Below are 22,055 nucleotides of genomic sequence, written 5' to 3'. Positions count from 1 at the left end.
GAAGCAGGGCGGTTTTTTTATGACCTTTTACATCTGCTCGTGGAAGGTGCGCTTGATGACCTCCAGCTGCTGCTCCCGGCTCAGGCGGGAGAAATTCACCGCGTAGCCCGACACCCGGATGGTGAGGGTGGGGTACTGTTCGGGATGCTCCATGGCGTCCACCAGCAGCTGCCGGTTCATGACGTTGACGTTCAGGTGGTGGGCTCCCTGGAGGAAATAGCCGTCCAGAATATGCACCAGGTTGTCCACCCGCTCCCCCTGGCTCTTGCCCAGGGCGGAGGGCACTATGGAGAAGGTGTTGGACACGCCGTCCTGGCACACCGCCCGGTAGGGGATCTTGGCCACCGAGTTGAGGGAGGCCAGAGCGCCGCTCTTGTCCCGGCCGTGCATAGGGTTGGCGCCGGGGGCAAAGGGCTCCCCCGCCTTCCGGCCATCGGGGGTGGCACCCGTCTTTTTGCCGTACATCACGTTGGATGTGATGGTGAGGGCAGACAGGGTGTGGATGGCGTTCCGGTACAGGGGGTGCTTTTTCAGCTCGGCGGAGAAGTAGGACACCAGCTCCACCGCAATGTCGTCCACCCGGTCGTCGTCGTTGCCGTACTTGGGGAAGTCTCCCTCCACTTCGAAGTCCACGGCGATGCCCTTCTCATTGCGGATGGGGCGCACCTTGGCGAACTTGATGGCCGACAGGGAGTCGGCTGCAATGGACAGTCCCGCCACGCCGAAGGCGGCCAGCCGCTCCGCCAGGGTGTCGTGGAGGGCCATCTGGCTGCTCTCGTAGGCGTATTTGTCGTGCATATAGTGGATGATGTTGATGGTGTCCACATAGAGCTCCGCCACGTAGGACAGCACCTTTTTGTAGTTGCCCAGCACCTTGGGGTAGTCCAGCACCTCGTCGGTGTCCAGCTGGATATCGGGCACCACTTTGATGCCCTTCTTCTCGTCCACGCCGCCGTTGATGGCGTACAGCAGGCTCTTGGCCAGGTTGGCCCGGGCCCCGAAGAACTGCATCTGCTTGCCCACCGCCATGGCGGAGACACAGCAGGCGATGCAGTAGTCGTCGCCGTACATGGGCCGCATAAGCTCGTCGCTCTCATACTGGATGGAGTCGGTGTCGATGCTCATTTTGGCGCAGTAGTCCTTGAAGCCCTGGGGCAGATGGGGGCTCCACAGCACCGTCAGGTTGGGCTCGGGGGCGGTGCCCAGGTTGGTGAGGGTGTGGAGCATCCGGAAGGAGTTCTTCGTCACCAGGGTGCGGCCGTCCACTCCCATGCCGCCGATGGACTCGGTGACCCAGGTGGGGTCGCCGCCGAAGAGCTCGTTGTACTCCGGGGTACGCAGGTGGCGCACCAGCCGCAGCTTGATGACGAACTGGTCGATAAGCTCCTGGGCCCCCTGCTCGTCCAGCACGCCGTTATCCAGGTCCCGCTGGATGTAGATATCCAGGAAGGTGGACACCCGGCCCAGAGAGGTGGCGGCGCCGTTGTTCTCCTTGATGCCCGCCAGGTAGGCCATATACAGGTTCTGTACCGCCTCATGGGCGTTCTCCGCCGGGCGGGTGATGTCGCAGCCGTACTTGGCGGCCATGGAGGCCATTTGCTCCAGGGCACGGATCTGCATCTGGACCTCCTCCCGCAGGCGGATGCGCTCATCGGTCATGGGGCCGTCGATGCGGTCCAGGTCGGCCTGCTTCTCCTCGATGAGGAAGCCGGTACCGTACAGAGGCACCCGGCGGTAGTCGCCCACGATGCGGCCCCGGCCATAGGCGTCGGGCAGGCCGGTGAGCAGGCCCGCCGTTCGGGCCAGGCGGGTGCGCTTGGGGTAGGCGTCAAACACACCCTCGTTGTGGGTCTTGCGGTAGAGGCGGAAGTGGCGCTCGATCTCCGGGTTGAGCTGGTAGCCGTACTGCTCCAGGGCGGAGGTGGCGTTGCGGATGCCGCCGAAGGGGTTGACGATGCGCTTGAGGGGGGCGTCGGTCTGGAGGCCCACAATGACCTCGTTCTCCTGATCGATGTAGCCGGGGGCGAAGTTGTCGATGCCGGAGACGGCGTTTGTCTCCACATCGATGATGCCCTTCTTCACCTCCTCGATGATGAGGGCCTCGGCTTTTTTCCACACTGCCGCCGTTTTTGTGGAAACAGGGGCCAGAAAATCCCCATTTCCCGAATACGGAGTGTAATTCTTCTGAATGAAATTACGGACGTTCACCAAATGCCGCCACTCGCCGGTGCAAAACCCCTGCCAGGCGGTGCAATTTACATCAATGCTCATATGACGACTCCTTTTCTCAGTCCTGAACGCAGGTGCGATTCAGGCGTTCATTCCAGTGCTCCAGGATCGCCCCGTCCATAGGAGGCACCCCCTCCAAAGGATAGGGCAAACCCAGGGACGCGTACTTGTGGACTCCCAGGGTGTGGTAGGGCAGCAGCTCCACCCGCCGGATGTGCCTGAGCCCCTTCAGATAGGCCTCCAGCCCGGCAAGGTGGGGCTCCCCGTCGGTGAGGCCGGGCACCACCACATGGCGAACCCAGAGGGGGACGGCGGCCTGCTGGGCCTGCTCCAGGAAGCGGTCAAAGGCCGCCATGGGGCCGCCGGTAACCTGCCGCCAGCCTTCCGGGGTGTAGTGCTTCACGTCCAGCAGGGTCAGGTCGGTGTGGGCCAGGATGGCCCCGTACTCCCCCAGACCGCACCCCGCCGTGTCCAGGCAGGTGTGGATGCCCGCCTCATGGCACAGCGCCAGGCATTGGGCCAGGAACTCCGGCTGGAGCAAGGGCTCCCCGCCGGAGAAGGTGACTCCGCCGGTGCTGCCGTAATAGGGCTTGAAGCGGACCAGCCGCTCCACCAGCTGCCGGGGGGTAACCGTCTCCGCCGGGCCGTCCACAGCCCAGGTATCCGGGTTGTGACAGTAGCGGCAGCGCAGGGCGCAGCCCTGCAAAAAGACCACCGTGCGGATGCCGGGGCCGTCCACCAGCCCCATGGATTCCAGGGAGTGGACCCTCCCCTGTGTCATAGGGAACCATACCTCCTTTTTTGCATAAAGAAAAGCCGGCAGTCCGGGCTTCTCTCGCCCAGACGGTCGGCTTTTTACTATCATACTCCATGTGGTAGGCTCCACATTATCCGTCAGTCATATGATATTATTTTTATAGCATGAGCATCCCCGCTTTGTCAAGCGGACGGACTTCTGCAAACAAAACAAAAAAAGACATCCAAACGGATGTCTTTTTTGTTGGTGGAGACGACAGAACTCGAATCTGTGACCCCTTGCGTGTGAAGCAAGTGCTCTACCGGCTGAGCTACGCCTCCATATTGGTGACCCGTACGAGACTCGAACTCGTGTTACCGCCGTGAAAGGGCGGTGTCTTAACCACTTGACCAACGGGCCATGTTGCCCAAGCGGGCCGAACGCTCGGAAAAGGGACCCCAAAAGACGGCACGTGCCGTCTTTTGGGTCTGGTAGCGGCACCTGGATTTGAACCGGGGACACTACGGGTATGAACCGTATGCTCTAGCCACCTGAGCTATGCCGCCATTTGCACCCGGACGAACAGGGCAAGAGATAGTATATCCGAAGTGTCCCATTTTGTCAACAGCTTTTTCGCAATTTTTTCAAAAAATTTCAGACGAGAGCTTTAGTCGATCTTGTAGCCTACACCCCACACGGTTTTAATGAATCTGGGATTCCGGGATGGCTCGCCCATTTTCTCCCGCAGGCGGCGGATGTGGACCATAACGGTGTTGTTCCGGTCCAGATACTTCTCCCCCCACACGCTCTCAAAGAGCCGCTCGGCCGAGATGACCTGCCCCCGGTTTTCCGCCAGCATCCACAGGATGTCGAACTCGATGGGGGTAAGGTTGAGTTCCTTGTCGTACAAGGTGCACTCATGGGTGGCCCGGTTGATGACCAGGCCGTTGAAATCCAGAATATCCCGGCTGTCCCCCTTGTCCGCCTCGTTGTAGCGGGTGTAGCGGCGCAGCTGGGCCTTTACCCGGGCCATCAGCTCCAGGGGGTTGAAGGGCTTGGTGATGTAGTCGTCCGCCCCGATGGTGAGTCCGGTGATCTTGTCCATATCCTCCGCCTTGGCGGTGAGCATGAGCACCGGGAAATGGTGGTCCTTGCGGATCTCTCCGCACAGGGTAAAGCCGCTGATGTCGGGGAGCATCACGTCCAGGATGGCCAGGTCCACCGACCGGCTGTTCACCACCGCCAGGGCCTGTGTGCCGGTGTTGCACTTGTAGACGGTGCAGCCCTCGCTCTGCAAATAGACCTCCACCAGATCGGCGATCTCGGGCTCGTCGTCCACCACCAGAATGTTGGCCTCCATAGCCATCCCTCCTTTTGTCTCGATTATACCGGTCCGGCCGTATTTTCGTCAAGCCGGCGGAAAAAATGTAATAAAATCATAAGATGGGCCAGGCCGAGGCGCCGGTGGTGACTTTTCCCGCCAACAGTGGTACAATATAAGTCTACAATTCTGATTCTTCCAGAGAGAGGGCTGTTCCATGCACGACGCAGATACATTGCTGGCCCGGGTGGTCGCCCAGGCCAAGGCCCTGGGCATCCCGGTCTCTCCCCATATTCTCCCCCAGGTACGCCTCAACCGCCGGGCGGTGACCCGGTTCGGCTGCTGCATCCGGCAGGCCGGCGGCACCTACCGCATCGAGCTGGCCCAGCGGCTGCTGGAGGCCCCGGAGGAGGCCTGCCTCCAGACCCTGGCCCACGAGGTGCTCCACACCTGCCCCGGCTGCCGGGACCACGGCGTCCGGTGGAAGGCCTACGCCGGGCAGATGAACGCCGCCTACGGCTATACCATCTCCCGCACCGGCACCTGTGACCAGCTGGGGGTGGAGGATATCCGTCCCATCCGCCATCTGGTGGTGTGTACCAAGTGCGGCCGGCAGTTCCCCCGCGCCCGCCGCTCCCCCCTGGTGGCCCACCCGGAGCGCTACCGCTGCGCCTGCGGCGGCACTCTGCGCCGGGCGTATTAGAATGGAGTGAAAACTACGAAAAAGCACAGTAAGGCCGCCCTGTTCAACCGCATCTTTTCCATCGCGGGCCTGAGCATCGGCGGTATCATTCTCATTGCTCTCATCATCCATGTAAAGCACACCATGGACCTGCAAACTCTGGTGGCCCAGGTACAGCCCGGCTGGCTGCTGCTGGCCGCCCTGTGCATCCCCTTCAGCGAGAGCGTGGACGCCATCCTGTTCTACGGCATGGGCAAGGCCGCCGGCTGCCCCATGAAGCTGACCGGCTGCTTTGACGCGGCCTATATCGGGGAATTTTACTACAAGCTGGGCCCCGCCGGAGCCCCCGTCCAGCTCAAGCTGATGTACGACGCCGGGATGTCCGCCACCTACACCGCCTCCATCTACACCTGGAAGGCGGTGGCCAACACCATGGTGTACACCGGCTATGCCGTGGCCGCCCTGGCCTATGAGCTGATCTGGCGAAAGGCCAGCCTGGGTGCCGCCGTGGCGGGGGCCGGGGTGCTCATCGCCCTCTACCTCTTCCTGTGCGGCCTGGCGGTCTTTACCGCCCTCCGTCCCGCCCCCATCCAGCGGCTCATCCGCCGCATCCTCACCTTCCTGTCCCGGCACTGGAAGGTGATGGCCAAGGAGGGTATGGTGGACAAGGGCATGAACAAGGTGGAGGAATTCTGCCAGCAGCTGGGGGCCTTCCAGGGCAACAAACGGCTGCTGGTCTGGCTGTACGCCGGGATGTTCGTGGAGCTTACCGCCCTGTTCTCCATCCCCTTCTTCCTCTATCGGGGGCTGGGACTCACCGGCTTCTCCTTTTGGGAGCTGGTGATGGTACAGTGTCTGGTGATGGTGCTCTCCCGCATTATCATGCTGCCTGGCAATGCCGGCGGCGCGGAGGGCAGCTTCTACCTGTTCATGGGCCCCATTTTTGGGGAACATCTGGCGGTGGGTATGGTGCTGTGGCGGTTCGCCTCCTTCCTGGAGGTGCTGCTGCTGGGCGGGGCCTGGTCGGTGGGCCGGTTCGCCAAGCGCTCCGCCGCCCGCCGCCACGCCCAGGAAAAGGAGGGGCCCGCGTGAAGGGGAAATACACCCGTCTCAAACTGAAAATGCTGCTGGTGGTCATTGTGGGCACCCTCATTGCCGGAGCCGCCGGCATCTTCCTGCTGGAGGTGGTGGTGGACGGGGTGCTTCAGGACCCCTTCGCCCGGTTCTTCCTGTGGGCGGCCCAGACCCTCTTCGGCCAAAGCCCGGAGGATGCCGCCCACCTCTATCAGATCCTGATCCGGGACAACAAGCAGGAGATCCTCACCGTCTGCATCATGGTGCTCATGCTCATCGCCTTCTATCTGGCCATGGGCCGGTTTACCCGCTGGCTGGAGGATATCCGGGCGGCCACCCGCCGCCTGGTGGAGGAGCGGGAGGACCCGGTGGTTCTGCCCCGGGAGCTCTCCCCCATCCAGGACGACCTGAACGCCATCCGCCGCCAGCTGGCCGCCCGGGAGCGGGCCGCCCAGGAGGCGGAGCAGCGCAGGGGGGATCTGGTGGCCTTTCTGGCCCACGACCTCAAGACCCCCCTTACATCCGTGGTAGGCTATCTGACCCTGCTCCACGACGACCCCGGCCTGGCCCCGGAGCAGCGGGCCAAGTTTACCGGCATTGCCCTGGACAAGGCCCTGCGGCTGGAAGAGCTGCTGGGGGAGTTCTTCGACATCACCAAAATGGATCTGGACAGCGGAGCGGGGGAGAAGGTGCCCATCCAGCTGTCCATGCTGCTGGAGCAGCTGGCCGACGAGTTCTACCCCCTCTTTGCCGAAAAGAACCTCACCTGCGTGGCCGACATCCAACCCCATCTGGTGGTGCGGGGGGACCCGGACAAGCTGGCCCGGGTATTCGACAACGTGCTGCGCAACGCGGTGAGCTACTCCATCCCCGGGGGCACGGTGGATGTGGTGGCCAAGGCCATGGGCTCCTACACAGAAATCACCATTCAGGACGAAGGGCTGGAGATCCCCGAGGGGGAGCTGGCCAACATCTTTGAGAAATTCTACCGGCTGGACGCCGCCCGCTCCACCCGCACCGGCGGGGCTGGGCTGGGTCTGGCCATCGCCAAGGAGATCGTGGAGCTCCACGGCGGCTCCATCCGCTGCGAGAGCAACGGCAAGCTGACCAGCTTCATCATCTCCCTGCCCCTGTACCGAGGAGGAAAGGCATGACACAGAAAGAGACCGCCCTGGCCCGGCTGACGGGCAACCGGCTTTTGTACATCGATATGCTGGAGGTGCTCCGCCGGGGAACCGCCCAGATCCGCCGGGCAGGACCCGACGGGGTGCTGCTCTACGATCCCCCCAGCGAGGTGTGGTTCCTGGACGCGGAAACCCCCGCCGCCCTGGATGAGATGCTCCCCATGCTGGATGGGTGTGTCATCCTCACCGGCCATCAGATGTGGTACAAAGACAAGCTGGCCGCCCACTTCGGCTTTCAGACCGAACAGATCTGCCGCCAGTCGGCCTGGCTGTCCCCCCAGCCGCCGGTAGTCCCCTCTTTTGACGGAGAGCTCCGGTGGCTGGACCGCAGCTGGGCGGTGTGGACGGAGGAGCACTACAGCCACTCCTTCGGCGGAGTTTCCTACATGGAGGATGCCATCGACCGGGGGATGCTGGGGGCCTTTGTGGACGGGCAGCCCGCCGGGTTTATCGCCACCCACATCGAGGGGTCCATGGGGATGCTGGAGGTGCTGCCCCAGTATCGCCGCCGGGGCATCGGGGAGGCCCTGTTGCTGGCCATGACCGCCTCCTGTCTGGAGCGAGGGATATACCCCTACGGGCAGGTGTGGGCCGACAACGACCCCTCCCTGGCCCTCCAGCGCAAGGTGGGCATGACTCTGTCGGAGGAGCTGCTGTTCTGGCTGTTCTGACAGATGCAAAAAGGGCCTGTTGCAAAATGCGCAGCTCGTACAAAGACCCGTCATTCCGAGAAAAACGGCCGCCCGGTGGGCGGCCGTTTTTCGTGGGAATCCGCCCCTTTTGCCGAGGAAACGGATTGCCACGCCAGTGTGCGCACTGGCTCGCAATGACAGGCTTGTGCAAAACAGCTATTTTGCAACAGGCCCTTTTTCTGCATTTATGCCTCGGAGCCGTGGGCGATGGGCCCGAAATTCTGGAAGGGCAGAATCACCCACAGGGCCCGGCCCAGCACATACCGCTCATCCACCGTGCCCAGGGTCACGTCCCGGCTGTCGGAGGAGTGGTTGCGGTTGTCGCCCATGACGAAGATGGAGCCCTCGGGCACCACCACGTCGGTGAGGGTCTCCCCGCCGGGCTGGCGCATGACCTCCTCCGGATTGATATAGGGCTCGTCCAGCACCTCGCCGTCCACGGTAACGGTGCCCGCGTCGTAGTCGATGACCACGTGCTGACCGCCGGTGGCGATGACCCGCTTGACGATGGGGCCCTCGGAGGCGTCAAATTCCTTGGTGAGCACCACTACGTCTCCCTGCTTGGGGGTATAACCGATGCTCTGTAACAGCAGCAGGTCCCCGTCGTGGAGGGTGGGGTACATGGAGGAGCCCACCACGCCGATGATGCGCCCCACAAAGGTGAAGATGAGGATTAAGGCCACCAGCACCATCACCAGGGCCTGTAACCAGAAGTAGAGGTCCACCTTCAGGGCGTCCTTCCCCTCCAGCTCCTGCTCCTGGGTCTTTTCTTTTGCCAATGCCATCAGCTCCATATGCTTGGAATATGCCACATTATAGAGCTTGCCGAAAAAGTTTTTTCAGCAAGCTCAGCACTTTTTGAAATTTCAAAAAGTGTTTGACTGGACGCGAAAGACAACCCTGACGGTTTTCTTTCACACTATCTTTCCCTCCGAATCCTTTAACCGGAGCGATTTTTTGATAGATTGATTATAGTATCAAATTCCCCCGATTGCAAGGGAAATTCGCGTCAGCGGCCCTCCTGCCAGGCTCTTTCCCGGCTGTGGCAGGTGAAGAGCAGGATCTGCCGCTCTCCGCCCAGCTCCTCCAGGCACTCCAGAGCCAGGGCCGCACGGCTGTCGTCGAAGTTGGCCAGGGCGTCGTCCAGCACCAGGGGGCAGGGCTCCTCCTGAGGCAGCACCAGCTTGCAGGCCGCCAACCGCACCGCCAGATAGAGCTGGTCCGCCGTCCCCTGGGACAGGGCCAGGGCCCGCCGGGGCTGGAGGCCGCCGGCCTCCTCGGCCAGAGCCTCAAACTGCCGGGTGAGGGACACCTTGTCGTACTTGCCGCCGGTGAGCTTGGCCAGATAGTCCCCCGCCAGATGGTTGAGGGCGGGGGAGAACCGGGCCTGAAGCCCAGCGTGGGCGGCGTCCAGGGCCTTGAGGGCAGTCTCCAGAGCGGCGTGCTCGGTCTGCCGCCGCTCCAGCTCCTCCCTGGCCTCCTCCTGTCGCAGCTCCAGCTCCGCCGGGTCCCCCAGGGTGTTCAGCTCGCCCTGGGCCATGGCCAGGCCGCTGCGGAGCCGGGACAGCTCCCCCTCCGCCGCATTGAGCCGGGCCGCCGTCCCGGCGGGGTCAAACCGGGGCTCCACCCCGGGGTCGGCCGCCACCGGCTCGGGCCGGGGCAGGCTGGCCGCCAGCTTTTCCGCTCCCTCCAGCTTCACCTGGGCGGTGGCCAGCCGCTCCTCCAGCTGGAGGGCACGGGAGATGGCCGCCGACACCCCGAAGGTATCCTTCACCGTGGGGGCAAAGGGGTGGACCAGCTCCAGCAGGGCCTTGCGGGTGTTCTCGTCCTGGGCCAGCAGGGCGTCCAGAGCCTGCTGGGCCTCCTCCCGCTGTTTGGCGGCCTGTCCGGCCACCACGCAGGCCTCCCGGTAGGCACTGGCCCGGTTCAGGATACCCTGGGGGTCCTCCGCCTCATAGCGCTCCAGCAGCTCCGCCGCCAGAGCCCCGGCCTTTTTCTTCCGAAGGGCGGCGGACACAAACAGGCCCACGCCCGCCACGGCCAGCACGCCGCAGGCCGCGCCGCCCATCCACAGGGCAGGCAGCACGCCGGTAAAGGCCAGCACCAGGGACCCGGCGGCCAGCACTAGGGCAACGGCGCCCCCGGCATACAGTCCGCCGCAGCGGGGAGTCTCCCCCGCCGTCTGGGCGTCGGCGCTGGCCTGCTCCCAGGCCTGGTCGGGGGTCATATCGGGGAACAGAGGGTCCACCGCCGCGGCGGCAGCTTCCGCCTCCTGGGTCTGAGCCTGTTCCAGCCGCTCCTCCGCCTGCTTGCGACTGGTGTGGAGGGCGTTGAGCTGGTTCAGCTCCCCCTGGGCCTTTTGCAGGGTAGCCTTGTCGGGAGGCGTGCCATAGCGGTTGAGTTCTGCCTCAATGGTATCCACCTGCCCCCTGGCCTCCTCCAGAGCGCTCTGGGCCTCCTCCCACCGCTGACGGCGGGCAGCCATAGCCCGGGCCAGGTGGGCGTCCCGCTCGGCCTGAAGGCGCTTGTGCTCGGTCTGGAGCTTGTCCATCTCCCGGCGGGCCTCCTGGGCCAGCCGGAAGGCCTTGGCCTGACGGCCCGCGATCTCGTCGTTGCCGGCCAGCTCCTCCTCCAGCCTGGGGATGAGGCCGGTCTTGTTGTGCTTGCGGCGGTTGAGCCAGTCCCGCAGGCGGCGTTCCACCTGGGAGTAGGACACGTCCTCCTCCCCGCTGGAGGCCAGGGCGGCAATGCGGGCCTCCAGGGCGGGTGCGCCGTCAATAGCCGCCCCTCCCTGGCCCACAAAGGCGGAGCGCTCAAAGACCTCTCTGGGCGCGCCGATGAGGGTCTCCCCCACGTTGTCGGCGGTTAGGTATCCAACCGGCTCTCCGGTGTCGGTATACACCGCCTCAAACTTGCCGAAGGGGGTGTTGCCCTTGGGGCCCCGGCGAAGGGTGATCTGCTCCCCCTTCCACTCCAGCTCCACCACGCCCTCCATGGCCCCGCCGTTCCAGGGCTGGTAGCGGTTCTTTTCGGCGATATAGCCCTGCTTGTCCCGCTCCTTGGTGTTGATGCCGTAGAGCATGGCCCGCAGGAAGGCCGACCAGGTGGACTTGCCCCCCTCGTTGGGGGCCTCGATGATATTCAGCCCCTCCTTCAGCTCCAGCTCCCGGTGGTCCAGGCCGCCGAAGGTGGCTTTCATACGAATGATTTTCATGGGCAGGGGTCCTCCCCGTTTTCCAGCGCCGCCAACGCAAACCGGGCGGCCAGCTCGGCTTCCGGCCCGCCCTGGGCCTTCAGCTGACGCAGGACCAGGCCGGTGAGGGAGTCCTCCCCCGCCCGCTCCCACAGGTCCCGCAGCTGTCTGGTATGGTCCCGGATGGTGACGCTGTAATAGTATGGTTGGGCCTGGGCGGTGAGAGCCGCCAGATCAGGCGGTCCAAAGGACCGCTGGCCGGTGAGCAGGATGCGGCAGCAGTCGCCGCGGGGCTCCGCCGGCAGCACCTCCTCCAGGGCCTGAGCGGCGGTATCCGCCCCGGTGACGTCGGCCTCCACGATCTCATACCGCCGGGCGGCCAGGGGTACGAACCGGGCGGTGACATCGCTGGGGTCGTCCCCCACGGTGACCACCAGCACGCCCTTGTCCCCCGTCTCGTCAAAACCCCGGCCCTCGGGACAGCCGGGGTAGGCCCACCAGGTGTCCCCCGCCTTCTGCAAACCGGAGCAGGCGTGGATATGGCCCAGGGCCAGGTAGGTCAGGCCGCTGGCGGCGATGTCGGCAGGATCGATGGGGCCGTAGCGGCCCTTGCCGTCCACGTCGCCGTGGAGGGCCATCAGGTGGACCTGTCCGTCCCGGGGGGCGGTAAAGCCCATGAGGGGGGAACGGTCGGCCTGGGGGGTGGTAAAGGCCGCGCCGTGGACGGTGCAGCCCAGCTCGGGCAGGGCCACCGACTCCACCGACACGGTGGAAAAGATGTGTACGTTGTCAGGCCATACGGTGTTGGCGTATACCGACCGGGGGCCGTAGCAGTCGTGGTTGCCCGGGGCGATGAACACCGGGGCCTGGATCTGGCCCAGGGTGCGGGAGAGGACCTCCACCGTCTCCTGGTAGGTCTGGCTGGAGTCCAGCAGATCGCCGGAGAGGAGCACCAGGTCGGCCCTCACCTCCTGGGCCAGATCGGCCAGCCGGTCCAGCAGCTGCCGCTGCTCCTCCCGCCGCTGCCTTGCCTTGTCCGGGGGCAGGGCGGCAAAGGGGGCGTCCAGATGAAAGTCCGCCCCGTGAATGATGGTTAACATAAATATATATTCCTTTCCAAAAGGGTGGCGGCGTCAGTCCCGCAGGTCCAGCCGCTCCACACCCACGCACTTGCGGGCGTCGGTGTCGATGGAGAAGAGGACGCTCTCCAGCTTACAGGGCCCGTCCGCCTGCTCAAACCGCCGGGGCAGTCCCCCCAGGAAGCGGTTGATGGCCTGGTCGGGCCGGATGCCCAGCACGCTGCGGGCGGGGCCGGTCATGCCCAGGTCGGTGACGAAGCCCAGCCCCTTGGGGAGCACCTGGGTGTCGGCTGTGGGCACATGGGTGTGGGTACCCCACAGGGCCTGGACTCGTCCGTCCAGGTAGTAGCCCATGGCGCCCTTCTCGCTGGTGGCCTCGGCGTGGAAGTCCACCAGCACCACGTCCACTCCCTCCATCCGCTTCAAAACCTTGTCGGCAGTGGTGAAGGGGTTTTCAAAGTTGCTGTCCATCTCGCACCGGCCGATGAGGTTCATCACGCCGATCCGCAGGCCCTTGGGACCATCGTACACCCCCCAGCCCCGTCCGGGCACCCGGTTGGTGTAGTTGGCGGGCCGCAGGGTATAGCGGTCGTCCTCCAGAAAGTCGGCGATCTGGATGCGGTTCCAGGTGTGGTTGCCCAAAGTGATCACGTCGGCCCCGGCGTCGAAGATGTCCCGGGCCTGCCGGGGCAGGATGCCCACGCCGGAGGCGTTCTCCCCGTTGACCACAGTGAAGTGGACCTCATGGAGCTTCTTCAGGCTGCGGAGGTGACGGTTCAGGTACTCCACGCCGCTCTCCCCCACCACATCGCCTACCGCCAGCACGTTTAAGATCATAGTCTGCCTCCCTCTGTGTTTTTACGCAGTGGTTCTATTATATGTGATTTTTCGGAAAAGGGCAATTCTTCTTTGCCGGCTGGAGACGCAAAAAAGCACGCCCGAGAGCGTGCTTTTTTGTCATTGCTCCTTCAGGCCCAGCAGCACCTGACCGGCGGAGCGGGCGAAGAGCCGGGCGGCGGACAGGGCCTCCTGGAGGGTGTTGCCGTGGGTGCCCACCTCCACCAGCAGGGAACCGGTGGACAGCTCCTGGTTATAGCTGGAGGAGCGGAAGGTCATGGGCCGGGCCAGGGTGGGATAGAGGGTGTTCATGCTGCTCTGGATCTTGCAGGCCAGGGCCAGATTCTCCATCCAGTGGGGGTTGCTGCCGTCCTGACCGTGGCCGATGACCAGCATCACCTGGGCGGTATCCACCCCGTCGATGACCGTCACCGCCTTGTACACCGTGCCGTCCTCCCCCGCCAGGGCGTCCCGGTGGACGTCCAGCACGATCTTGATGGAGGGATACTGCTCCAGATACTTCTGCACCGTCTGGGCGGAGCGGGTATAGGCCCCGTTGTACTGGGGGTAATCGTAGACGGTGCGGTCGTGAATGACCGACAGACCCATCTCGGTGAACACCCGCTCCATCTCGTCCCCCACCCGCAGCATATTGTCCTCCTCTTCCAGGGTGCGGGCCACCCCGCCGTCGGGGGTATACACGTCGGTGCCATCTGGGGTGTAGGCCTCGGTGGTGTGGGTATGGACAATGAGGATCTGGGGTCCCTCGGCGGGCAGGGTAATGTTTACCGACGCCTGGGCCGCCGCCTCCAGATCCACGGACTCCCCGGTGCGGTTATAGAGATACAGCCCTCCGGCCACATCGTAGCCCTGAGGACTGGTGGGGATCAGGGTGCGGGCAATGATATCCGAGGGGGCGGTGGTGGTCTGAGGCTCCTCCACCAGGTCGTCGTGATCCTGAGCAGGCTGTCCGGCCGGCAGTTGTATTTCCTCCGGCACCTCTTGTCCCAGATGCTGGGCCACCGCCTCCTGATTGCCTGAGAGCAGCAGGGACTGGCCCACAGCCAGCCGGTCCCAGCCGTCCAGTTTGTCCAGGGTGTCGCCCCCTGTCTTGCCCAGTTCCGCCGCCAGAGCAGTGGACACAAAGGCCCCGCTCTCCCCCAGGCTTTGCAGCGCCCCCGCGCCCCCGCCGCACAGAAGCAGCAGCCACACCGCCAGGGTGGCCAGGAACAAAGCGGCGCTGCGGCGGAACAGTCGTTTCCATAAGATCGGCCCTTTCATATCGCACCATCCTCATCTGTAATAGGGTAGCCTTTCGGTCCCTTCTACCCTATGCGCCCACACCCCCGGGTATGCCTTGTCCCAAATCTCACCGGCAGTTGAAATTATTTTGACTGTCAAAGGATTCCCTTGACATTTTTCTACAATCCGGTATAATTCAGTTGCGAAACAAGCCACGCAGAAGGGAGGCCCTCAGTGGAGTATTCCAGCGAAATCATCAACCATTTTCTTTCCGACGTCTTTGGCGACATCCTGAAGCGGGAGGAGGCCACCCTGGCGGCAGGGGACCTGTCCCTGCGAGAGGTACAGCTCATTGACGCCATCTGCCGCACCGTGGACGAGGGGGGCGACAACCGCTCCACCGCCATTGCCTCCGCCCGGCAGATGCCGGCGGGTACCCTGACCTGCGCGGTGGGACTGCTGGAGAAGAAGGGCTATCTGGTCCGCCGCCGGGACGAGAAGGACCGGCGGGCGGTGCGCCTGCTGCCCACCCAGCTGGGCCGGGCCGCCAGTGAGCGGCACCGGGCCTTTCACCGCCGTCTGACCGACCGGATGCTGTCCGCCCTGACCGATCAGGAGGCCTCCGCCCTGGCGCGGGGTATGGAAAAACTGACCGCTTTCTTCCGCGGCGGAGCCCAGGCTCCGGCGGAACCACAACCATAAAGATCTGATGAAGTGAGGTACGTTATGAGTAAGATCGCCATTGCCACCGACAGCAACAGCGGCATCACCCAGGCTCAGGGCAAGGAACTGGGTATTTTTGTTCTGCCCATGCCTTTTTATATCAACGACGAGCTCTTCCTGGAGGATATCACCCTCTCTCAGGAGCAGTTCTATGAGCGTCTGGCCCAGGACGCCGATGTCAAGACCACCCAGCCCTCCCCCGGCGACGTCACCGACCTGTGGGATAAGATCCTTCAGGACTATGACCAGATTGTGTACATCCCCATGTCCAGCGGACTGAGCAGCTCCTGCGAGACCGCCATGATGCTGGCTCAGGACTACGAGGGCAAGGTGTTTGTGGTCAACAACCAGCGCATCTCGGTGACCCAGCGCCAGTCCGTGCTGGACGCCCTGGAAATGGCCCAGGCCGGCAAGTCCGCCCAGGAGATCCACGACTACCTGGAGCGCACCAAGTTCGACTCCGACATCTACATCACCGTGGACACCCTGAAGTACCTGAAAAAGGGCGGCCGCTGCACCCCCGCCGCCGCCGCCCTGGGCGCGGTGCTGGGCATTAAGCCGGTGCTGCGGATCAAGGGCGAGAAGCTGGACTCCTTCGCCAAGGTCCGGGGCTGGAAGGCCGCCAAAAAGACCATGATCGACGCTATCCACCACACCATGGAGACTGAGTTTGCCGGTCTCTCCGGTCCGGAGCAGCTCCACATCGCCGCCGCCTACACCGGCGACCGGGCCGACGCCCAGGAGTGGCTGGAAGAGCTGGAGGCCATTTTCCCCGGTTACCCCATCCATATGGACCCGCTGTCTCTGTCGGTGGCCTGCCATATCGGCCCCGGCGCCCGGGCTGTTACCGTAACAAAAGCGCTGGAAAAATAATGATATCACTCAAAAAGGGACGCAAATGCGTCCCTTTTTCCTGTTATTTGCCCTTTTCTGACACAAACCTGCCATCGATGGGAACAATTTAAAAATCATGCACATTTTCTTCACAGTTCCGCCACAATTACAGGGTATTCTAAGACTCGTTCAAAGGAAACCGCAAAATCCGCTGGTAAAGGAGAGACCCGTTTATGTATTACAGTGATTATAACCGGCCCCCCGAGGACCGCGACCCCGTCATAGAGACCAATCAGTTTCATGTGTATGACGCCGTACCCCCCAAGGAAAAGAAGAAGGGCGGCTTTGGTAAGTTCATTGCCGTCGGCCTGTGCTGCGCCATCATCGGCGGCGCGGTGGGCGGCGGCGGCGTGTGGGCTGTCAACCGCTTCGGCAGCAACTCTACCACCATTTACGAGGGCACCCGTCCCACCGCCGTGTCCCTGGCCAACGTGGACGGCAAGACCGTCCTCTCCGCCGAAGAGGTGTACGCCTCCAACCTGGAGTCGGTGGTGGGCGTCAACGGCAACGTGACCACCAACGTGTGGGGCCAGACCGTTAAAAACGCCGTGTCCGGTTCCGGTTTCGTCATCAGCTCCAATGACACCGCCAGCTACATCCTTACCAACTACCATGTCATCAACGGCGTCAGCGACATCACCGTATTCTTCTCCGACGGAAAGAGCTATGACGCCACCCTGGTGGGCGGCGAGGAGGAGAACGACATCGCCGTGCTGAAGATTGACCAGGGCAACCTGCGGCCCGTGGTACTGGGCGACTCGGACGCCATCAATGTGGGCGAGGATGTGTACGCCATCGGCAACCCTCTGGGTGAATTGACCTTCACCTTCACCGGCGGCTACGTCTCCGCCAAGGACCGCTCGGTCACCATGAGCGACGGCACCGTCATGAACATGATCCAGACCGACACCGCCATCAACTCCGGCAACTCCGGCGGCCCCCTCTTTGACAAGTACGGCCAGGTGGTGGGCATTGTGTCCGCCAAGCTGTCCTCCAGCTCCAGCTCCGAGGCCTCTGTAGAGGGTCTTGGCTTCGCCATTCCCATCAACGATGTGAAGGACATGGTCACCTCCATTATGGAGAACGGCTACGTCACCGGCAAGCCCAACGTGGGCGTGCTCATCAACGCCGTGGATGAAAGCGTTCAGCGCTACGGCGTGCCTGCCGGCGTGGAGATCATGGCCATCCTGGACGGCTCCTGCGCCCAGAAGGCCGGCCTCCAGGTGGGCGACATCATCACTGCCGTGGGCGACACCCAGGTATCTACCGAAACCCAGCTCCAGAGCGCTGTGAAGGATTACAAGGCGGGAGCGTCCGTCACCTTCACCATCTACCGGGACGGCAACACCTCCACCGTCAATGTAACCCTGGATGAGGACAACCAGGAGCGGCAGGAGGCCATGAATCAGCTGAGCGAGGAGTACAACAGCCAGCAGCAGCAATCCCAACCCCAGCAGGGCGGCAATTACTACTACAACTTCCCCTTCGGCAACTGGTAACCATTTAAGCAAAAACCCCCGGCACGCCGGATATCCGGTGTGTCGGGGGTTTTTTATTAGCGTCAGAGGTTACCGGCAACAAGGACCGTCGGGCCCATGAGGGCATCGGCTCCTACTGCTTAAAATGCCGCTTTGCAGGGGTAGGAGGGCTGTACCCGCCCGCTTGTCAGGGCTGGGGATCACAGCCAGGAGTACACCCCGCCTTCATTGCTCCAACGTCCCAAGACTACTCCTGTTACAGGAAATAAACCACCATACAACAACAAAAAACGGGCGGAGCCAAATGGCTCCGCCCGTTTTGTTTGGCTGAAATTAGCCCTGGGTGCAGTGGTCGAAGAAGAAGTAGCCCAGAGGAGTATAGTACATACCCTGGATGCCGTCGGCCAGCATATACTTCTGAGTGTAGAAGTACAGGGGGCACAGAGCGTAATCCTGACCCATGATGATGTCCTCGGCCTCGTGCATCAGCTGCATACGCTCAGCAGGATCGGTAGAAGCCTTGGCAGCCTGGAGCTTGGCGTCATACTCGGCGTTGGAGTACTGAGCGTCGTTGTTGCCGCCGCCGGTGAGCCACATATCCAGGAAGGACATGGGATCGTTGTAGTCGGCGATCCAGCCGTTACGGGCGATGGAGTAATCGCCGTCCTTACGGGTCTGCAGGAAGGTGGCCCACTCCTGGTTGTTCAGGGTGACGGTCACGCCCAGCTGGGTCTGCCACATATTCTGCAGGGCCTCGGCAACAGACTTATGATCATCGCCGGTATTGTACAGGTACTCAACAACAGGGAAGCCCTCGCCGTTGGGGTAGCCGGCCTCGGCCAGCAGAGCACGGGCCTCCTCACAGTTGGCCTCATACTGCGCCTTGTCATCGCCGGACATGGGCTCATAGTAGTTGCCGCCCTGGGTACGGAAGTCATCGCCGGTGGCGCCGTCAGCGTCATAAACACCAGCGGGCACGAAGCCGCCGGCCTCGACCTGACCGGTCTGGGTGATCTCGTTCACGATGTAGGTGCGGTCAATGGCCAGAGTGAAGGCCTTGCGGACGCGAGGATCGTCGAAGGGGGCCTTCTGGGTCTGGTAGCAGACATAGTAGGTGCCGATGTAGTCCACGATCTTCAGGTCGCCGGAAGCCATCAGACCGGCAATCTCATCAGTGGGCATGGACTCGATGAAGTCCAGCTCACCGGACTTAAAGCCGTTGAGCATGGCATTCTGGTCATCCATCAGCTTAAAGGTGATCTTCTTGGGACCCAGGGTATCCACACCGTAGTAGTACTCGTTGGGCTCCATAACGATCTCGGAGTTGGTCACACGGCTGGTCATCTTGTAAGCGCCGTTGGACACATAAGTGGCGGGATCATAGGTCCACTGAGCATTGCTCACGATGTCCTCACGCACGGGGAAGGTGGCGGGGAAGGCGCAGATCTCGGTGAAGTAGGGCAGATCGCTGGTCAGAGTGACCTCGAAGGTCTTGTCGTCCACGGCCTTAACACCCAGCTCGCTGGGCTCCTTCTCGCCGTTGATGATCTCGTTAGCGTTGACCACGCAGTCGATCATGTAGCTGTAGTCAGCGGCAGTCTCGGGGCTGACCAGGCGCTGCCAGGAGAACACGAAGTCCTGAGCGGTAACGTCCTTACCGTCGGACCACTTGGCGTCGTCACGCAGCTTAAAGGTATAGGTAACGGTGCCGTCCTCGTTGGGAGTCTTCTTATAGGACTCAGCCTGGCCGTAGTCCAGCACAGCGTTGTTGCAGGTGCCGTTGGTGCCGGCGGTCTCGCTGCCGGAATCCTTCCAGCGCATCAGGCCCTCAAACATATGGCTGAGCATAATGGCGCCGTCGACCGCGCTGTTCAGAGCGGGATCAATGGACTGGGGCTCAGAAGCGATGTTGACAGTCATCTCAAAAGCGTCGCCGGAAGGAGCTTCGCTGCTGGGAGTGCCGCTGTTCTGAGCGTCAGGAGTCTCGTTGCTGTTGCTGGTGCCGCCGCCGCAGCCGGCCAGCAGACCGAACACGAGGGCCCCGGACAGAAGCAGAGAGACAAGCTTTCTCTTTTTCATGGTTGGACCTCCATCTTTCTCATTTTTGTATCAATAACGCCTTGGGGCGCGATACACATGGGGATGGTCATCGGCGCCCGCAGTGCGGGCGCCGAAAGGCCATGGCCTTTCGCACGTTAAAGTAACGCAAAGACATTATACCACAGGTCAGGTACAGGTGTAAAGAAAATGTTTCGAAATTGTTACGAACTCTCCAGTTTATTTCTATCTGGTTCCGAAAAAAGGCGGCAATCTGCCGCCTTTTTCCAATTTTCGCTTGAGCGCCCTTACTGCGCGGGCCCGGCTTTCGCTTACCCCAGCAGGTGGCAGGCCCATTCGCCCAATCAGCCCAGCAGGTGACAGGCGGCGTAGTGGCCGGGAGAATGTTGCCCACCCGGCCCAGGCCGGGCGGGTACCCCATTTCCTTTCATCTGCTCGGGCGAAGTGAATTCGCCCGGCATCAAGGTTTTGGGCACAGCCCAAAACGCTTGGACGCCGCAATGCGGCGGCAGGCCCATTCGCCCGTCTTAGCCCAGCAGGTGACAGGCGGCGTAGTGGCCGGGCGAATGCTCCTTGAACTGAGGCACACACTCCTTGCACTTCTCGGTGGCGTAGGGGCAGCGGGTATGGAACCGGCAGCCCGTGGGCGGATTCATGGGAGAGGGGATATCGCCCTGGAGCACGATACGCTGACGGGTCCGGCTCACCTCGGGATCGGGCACCGGCACGGCGGACAGCAGGGTCTTGGTGTAGGGGTGGATGGGATGCTTGTTCAGCTCGTAGCTCTCAGCCAGCTCCACCATGGTACCCAGATACATCACGCCGATACGATTGGAGATGTGACGCACCACGGACAGGTCATGGGCAATGAACAGATAGGTCAGGCCCAGATCCTGCTGCATATCCTCCAGCATATTCACCACCTGGGACTGGATGGACACGTCCAAGGCGGAGATAGGCTCGTCACACACGATGAATTCGGGGCGCACCGCCAGGGCGCGGGCGATGCCCACACGCTGCTGCTGGCCGCCGGAGAACTCATGGGGATAGCGGTTGGCGTGCTCGGTGTTCAGACCCACCCGGCTGAGCAGCTCCTTGATGCGGTCGGTGCGCTCCTTCTTGCTGGGGCACAGCTTATGGATATCCAGGGCCTCACCAATGATCTCGCCCACCGTCATGCGGGGGTCCAGAGAGGCGGAGGGATCCTGGAAGATAATCTGCATTCTCCGCCGGTAGGGCAGCATATTGACCGCCTTGGGCTTGGGGGTCTTGACGTGGATCAGCTGGCCGTTCTCGTCCTTCTGCCAGGGGCCCTCGCCCTCAAAAATGGTTTCACCGTCATAGACAATCTTGCCGGACGTGGGGGGATGAAGCTGGAGGATGGTGCGGCCCAGGGTGGTCTTGCCACAGCCGGACTCGCCCACCAGGCCTAGGGTTTCGCCCCGCTTGATGAACAGGGACACATCCTCCACGGCCTGGACGCCGGGACCCTTCAGGCCCTTGACGCCAAAGTATTTCTTCAGGTGGTCCACCTGAACGAGGATGTCATTCTTCTCACTCATGGTCGCCCGCCTCCTTGTTCTCGGTCTCCTGCGCGGGCTTGGCGTCCGCCTGGCCGGCCTTCTCCTTGGCCATCTGCTCCTGCACCCGCAGCCAGCAGGCGGAGCGGTGGTTGTCGCCCAGCTCCACATAGGGGGGCATCTTCTGCAGGCAGATCTTCATGGCGTATTCACACCGGGGAGCGAAGGGGCAGCCTTCGGGAGGATTGAGCATATCCACGGGGGTACCCTCAATGGGGATAAGGCGCTCGTAGCTCTCGGCGTCCACACGGGGCATGGACCGCAGCAGGCCCATGGTATAGGGGTGGCCGGGCTTGTAGAAGATGTCGTCCACCGGGCCCTGCTCCACCATCTTGCCGGCGTACATGACGGAGACCTTGTCGCAGATCTCAGCCACCACGCCCAGGTTGTGGGTAATGAAGATGATGCCCATGTGGGTCTTCTTCTGCAGGTCCTTCATCAGCTCCAGGATCTGGGCCTGAATGGTCACGTCCAGAGCGGTGGTGGGCTCGTCGGCGATGAGCAGCTGGGGATGACAGATCAGGCCCATGGCGATCATGACGCGCTGGCGCATACCGCCGGACAGCTCGTGGGGATACTGCTTCATCCGCTTCTCCACGTTGTTGATGCCTACCAGCTCCAGCATCTCCATGGCCCGCTTGGCGGCCTCCTGCTTGGAGACCTTCTTGTCGTGGGCCTTCAGGGCCTCGATGAGCTGGTTGCCGATGGTGTACACGGGGTTCAGGCAGGTCATGGGGTTCTGGAAAATCATAGCCACCTTGTTGCCCCGCAGGTCGATCATCTCTTCCTTGCTCTTGGCCAGCACGTCCTCGCCCTCCAGGGTGATGGAGCCGCCCACCACCTTACCAGGGGACTGGAGCAGGCCGATGATTGAGTAGGCCTCCACGCTCTTGCCGGAGCCGGACTCACCCACGATACCCATGACTTCGTCATAGTTCAGGTCATAGCTGATGCCGCCCACGGCCTTGACTTCGCCGGCGGGGGTAAAGAAGGAGACGTGGAGATCCTTCACTTCCAGCAGCTTGCCGGTTTTCTGTTTTTCTTCCATGGTGT

18 protein-coding genes, 3 tRNA genes and 1 riboswitch are annotated in these 22,055 nt (G+C 62.7%); of the genes, 7 read left to right on the top strand and 14 right to left on the bottom strand.

The window, feature by feature from the left end:
• Positions 1–27 precede the first annotated feature (27 nt).
• From pflB to vanR, 6 genes are all read right to left on the bottom strand, one after another.
• A complete protein-coding gene (gene pflB / locus B5F94_RS11330; RefSeq protein ID WP_087330238.1) occupies positions 28–2,271 on the bottom strand; it encodes a formate C-acetyltransferase in 2,244 nt (747 codons plus the stop codon).
• 16 nt (positions 2,272–2,287) lie between these two features.
• Positions 2,288–3,010, bottom strand: a complete 723-nt coding sequence (gene pflA / locus B5F94_RS11325) for a pyruvate formate-lyase-activating protein (RefSeq protein WP_087330236.1) — start codon at positions 3,008–3,010, stop codon at positions 2,288–2,290.
• Between the two features lie 49 nt (positions 3,011–3,059).
• A riboswitch (ZMP/ZTP riboswitch) is annotated at positions 3,060–3,141 on the bottom strand.
• 89 nt (positions 3,142–3,230) lie between these two features.
• Positions 3,231–3,306, bottom strand: a tRNA-Val gene (locus B5F94_RS11320).
• A 4-nt stretch (positions 3,307–3,310) separates the two neighbouring features.
• Positions 3,311–3,385: transfer RNA gene (locus B5F94_RS11315), tRNA-Glu, on the bottom strand.
• 69 nt (positions 3,386–3,454) lie between these two features.
• Positions 3,455–3,531: transfer RNA gene (locus B5F94_RS11310), tRNA-Met, on the bottom strand.
• A gap of 101 nt (positions 3,532–3,632) precedes the next feature.
• A complete protein-coding gene (gene vanR / locus B5F94_RS11305; protein ID WP_087270755.1) occupies positions 3,633–4,325 on the bottom strand; it encodes a VanR-ABDEGLN family response regulator transcription factor in 693 nt (230 codons plus the stop codon).
• Positions 4,326–4,503: 178 nt separating this feature from the next.
• Here vanR and B5F94_RS11300 point away from each other — a divergent pair, with 178 nt between their 5' ends.
• Genes B5F94_RS11300 through B5F94_RS11285 form a run of 4 tightly spaced genes read left to right on the top strand, consistent with a single transcriptional unit; the run spans position 4,504 to position 7,897 of the window.
• Positions 4,504–4,989, top strand: coding sequence for a SprT-like domain-containing protein (locus tag B5F94_RS11300; RefSeq protein ID WP_087330234.1), 486 nt, complete (start codon positions 4,504–4,506; stop codon positions 4,987–4,989).
• A 6-nt stretch (positions 4,990–4,995) separates the two neighbouring features.
• Positions 4,996–6,060 (top strand): lysylphosphatidylglycerol synthase transmembrane domain-containing protein, encoded by a 1,065-nt coding sequence (locus B5F94_RS11295; RefSeq protein WP_087330232.1) that lies wholly within the window; start codon positions 4,996–4,998, stop codon positions 6,058–6,060.
• Entirely contained in the window at positions 6,057–7,196 is a 1,140-nt protein-coding gene (locus tag B5F94_RS11290) for a sensor histidine kinase (protein WP_242959449.1), read from the top strand. Before B5F94_RS11295 ends, B5F94_RS11290 begins: the two co-directional genes overlap by 4 nt.
• Positions 7,193–7,897: a GNAT family N-acetyltransferase gene (locus tag B5F94_RS11285; RefSeq protein WP_087330231.1), complete on the top strand. Its 705-nt coding sequence runs from the start codon at positions 7,193–7,195 to the stop codon at positions 7,895–7,897. The genes B5F94_RS11290 and B5F94_RS11285 overlap by 4 nt, the downstream gene beginning before the upstream one ends.
• A 206-nt stretch (positions 7,898–8,103) precedes the next feature.
• Here B5F94_RS11285 and lepB read toward each other — a convergent pair whose 3' ends face one another.
• The 5 genes from lepB to B5F94_RS11260 all read right to left on the bottom strand — a co-directional run bounded on the left by lepB (position 8,104) and on the right by B5F94_RS11260 (position 14,308).
• A complete protein-coding gene (gene lepB / locus B5F94_RS11280; RefSeq protein WP_343212820.1) occupies positions 8,104–8,730 on the bottom strand; it encodes a signal peptidase I in 627 nt (208 codons plus the stop codon).
• A gap of 197 nt (positions 8,731–8,927) precedes the next feature.
• Positions 8,928–11,132 (bottom strand): ATP-binding protein, encoded by a 2,205-nt coding sequence (locus B5F94_RS11275; protein WP_087330227.1) that lies wholly within the window; start codon positions 11,130–11,132, stop codon positions 8,928–8,930.
• Complete coding sequence (locus B5F94_RS11270; RefSeq protein ID WP_087330225.1) at positions 11,129–12,211, bottom strand: metallophosphoesterase family protein; 1,083 nt, start codon at positions 12,209–12,211, stop codon at positions 11,129–11,131. The genes B5F94_RS11275 and B5F94_RS11270 overlap by 4 nt, the downstream gene beginning before the upstream one ends.
• A 33-nt stretch (positions 12,212–12,244) precedes the next feature.
• On the bottom strand, positions 12,245–13,027 hold the full coding sequence (locus tag B5F94_RS11265) for a TIGR00282 family metallophosphoesterase (protein ID WP_087330223.1): 783 nt from the start codon (positions 13,025–13,027) through the stop codon (positions 12,245–12,247).
• A 120-nt stretch (positions 13,028–13,147) separates the two neighbouring features.
• Positions 13,148–14,308, bottom strand: a complete 1,161-nt coding sequence (locus B5F94_RS11260) for a stage II sporulation protein P (protein ID WP_087330221.1) — start codon at positions 14,306–14,308, stop codon at positions 13,148–13,150.
• Positions 14,309–14,503: 195 nt separating this feature from the next.
• Here B5F94_RS11260 and B5F94_RS11255 point away from each other — a divergent pair, with 195 nt between their 5' ends.
• The 3 genes from B5F94_RS11255 (at position 14,504) to B5F94_RS11245 (ending at position 17,385) form a co-directional block, all read left to right on the top strand.
• Entirely contained in the window at positions 14,504–14,971 is a 468-nt protein-coding gene (locus B5F94_RS11255) for a MarR family winged helix-turn-helix transcriptional regulator (protein WP_087330219.1), read from the top strand.
• A gap of 24 nt (positions 14,972–14,995) precedes the next feature.
• Positions 14,996–15,865, top strand: coding sequence for a DegV family protein (locus B5F94_RS11250; protein WP_087330216.1), 870 nt, complete (start codon positions 14,996–14,998; stop codon positions 15,863–15,865).
• Positions 15,866–16,059: 194 nt separating this feature from the next.
• Positions 16,060–17,385 carry a S1C family serine protease gene (locus B5F94_RS11245; RefSeq protein ID WP_087330214.1) on the top strand — a complete coding sequence of 442 codons (1,326 nt, stop codon included), beginning with the start codon at positions 16,060–16,062 and terminating at the stop codon, positions 17,383–17,385.
• Positions 17,386–17,697: 312 nt separating this feature from the next.
• Here B5F94_RS11245 and B5F94_RS11240 read toward each other — a convergent pair whose 3' ends face one another.
• The 3 genes from B5F94_RS11240 to B5F94_RS11230 form a co-directional block, all read right to left on the bottom strand.
• The gene (locus tag B5F94_RS11240; protein WP_087330211.1) at positions 17,698–19,443 is read right to left on the bottom strand and encodes a peptide ABC transporter substrate-binding protein; all 1,746 of its coding nucleotides are present in this window, start codon (positions 19,441–19,443) and stop codon (positions 17,698–17,700) included.
• Positions 19,444–19,949: 506 nt separating this feature from the next.
• Entirely contained in the window at positions 19,950–20,984 is a 1,035-nt protein-coding gene (locus B5F94_RS11235; RefSeq protein WP_087330209.1) for an ABC transporter ATP-binding protein, read from the bottom strand.
• The gene (locus B5F94_RS11230) at positions 20,977–22,050 is read right to left on the bottom strand and encodes an ABC transporter ATP-binding protein (protein ID WP_087330207.1); all 1,074 of its coding nucleotides are present in this window, start codon (positions 22,048–22,050) and stop codon (positions 20,977–20,979) included. Before B5F94_RS11230 ends, B5F94_RS11235 begins: the two co-directional genes overlap by 8 nt.
• Between the last annotated feature and the right edge of the window lie 5 nt (positions 22,051–22,055).

Origin of the sequence: Flavonifractor sp. An4 (genome assembly GCF_002161755.1) — a bacterium.
In the GTDB taxonomy this organism is placed as follows: domain Bacteria; phylum Bacillota; class Clostridia; order Oscillospirales; family Oscillospiraceae; genus Flavonifractor; species Flavonifractor avicola.
Note: the sequence above shows the minus strand (reverse complement) of the source record. Positions and strands in the feature narration are given on the sequence as shown.

What these genes read in the sequence shown, in the direction of transcription:
- B5F94_RS11240 (WP_087330211.1), bottom strand. Translation starts at nt 19,443, where the DNA reads ATGAAAAAGAGAAAGCTTGTCTCTCTGCTTCTGTCCGGGGCCCTCGTG.
- B5F94_RS11235 (WP_087330209.1), bottom strand. Translation starts at nt 20,984, where the DNA reads ATGAGTGAGAAGAATGACATCCTCGTTCAGGTGGACCACCTGAAGAAA.
- B5F94_RS11275 (WP_087330227.1), bottom strand. Translation starts at nt 11,132, where the DNA reads ATGAAAATCATTCGTATGAAAGCCACCTTCGGCGGCCTGGACCACCGG.
- B5F94_RS11245 (WP_087330214.1), top strand. Translation starts at nt 16,060, where the DNA reads ATGTATTACAGTGATTATAACCGGCCCCCCGAGGACCGCGACCCCGTC.
- B5F94_RS11250 (WP_087330216.1), top strand. Translation starts at nt 14,996, where the DNA reads ATGAGTAAGATCGCCATTGCCACCGACAGCAACAGCGGCATCACCCAG.
- pflA (WP_087330236.1), bottom strand. Translation starts at nt 3,010, where the DNA reads ATGACACAGGGGAGGGTCCACTCCCTGGAATCCATGGGGCTGGTGGAC.
- B5F94_RS11270 (WP_087330225.1), bottom strand. Translation starts at nt 12,211, where the DNA reads ATGTTAACCATCATTCACGGGGCGGACTTTCATCTGGACGCCCCCTTT.
- pflB (WP_087330238.1), bottom strand. Translation starts at nt 2,271, where the DNA reads ATGAGCATTGATGTAAATTGCACCGCCTGGCAGGGGTTTTGCACCGGC.
- B5F94_RS11300 (WP_087330234.1), top strand. Translation starts at nt 4,504, where the DNA reads ATGCACGACGCAGATACATTGCTGGCCCGGGTGGTCGCCCAGGCCAAG.
- B5F94_RS11265 (WP_087330223.1), bottom strand. Translation starts at nt 13,027, where the DNA reads ATGATCTTAAACGTGCTGGCGGTAGGCGATGTGGTGGGGGAGAGCGGC.
- B5F94_RS11285 (WP_087330231.1), top strand. Translation starts at nt 7,193, where the DNA reads ATGACACAGAAAGAGACCGCCCTGGCCCGGCTGACGGGCAACCGGCTT.
- vanR (WP_087270755.1), bottom strand. Translation starts at nt 4,325, where the DNA reads ATGGAGGCCAACATTCTGGTGGTGGACGACGAGCCCGAGATCGCCGAT.
- B5F94_RS11260 (WP_087330221.1), bottom strand. Translation starts at nt 14,308, where the DNA reads ATGAAAGGGCCGATCTTATGGAAACGACTGTTCCGCCGCAGCGCCGCT.
- B5F94_RS11230 (WP_087330207.1), bottom strand. Translation starts at nt 22,050, where the DNA reads ATGGAAGAAAAACAGAAAACCGGCAAGCTGCTGGAAGTGAAGGATCTC.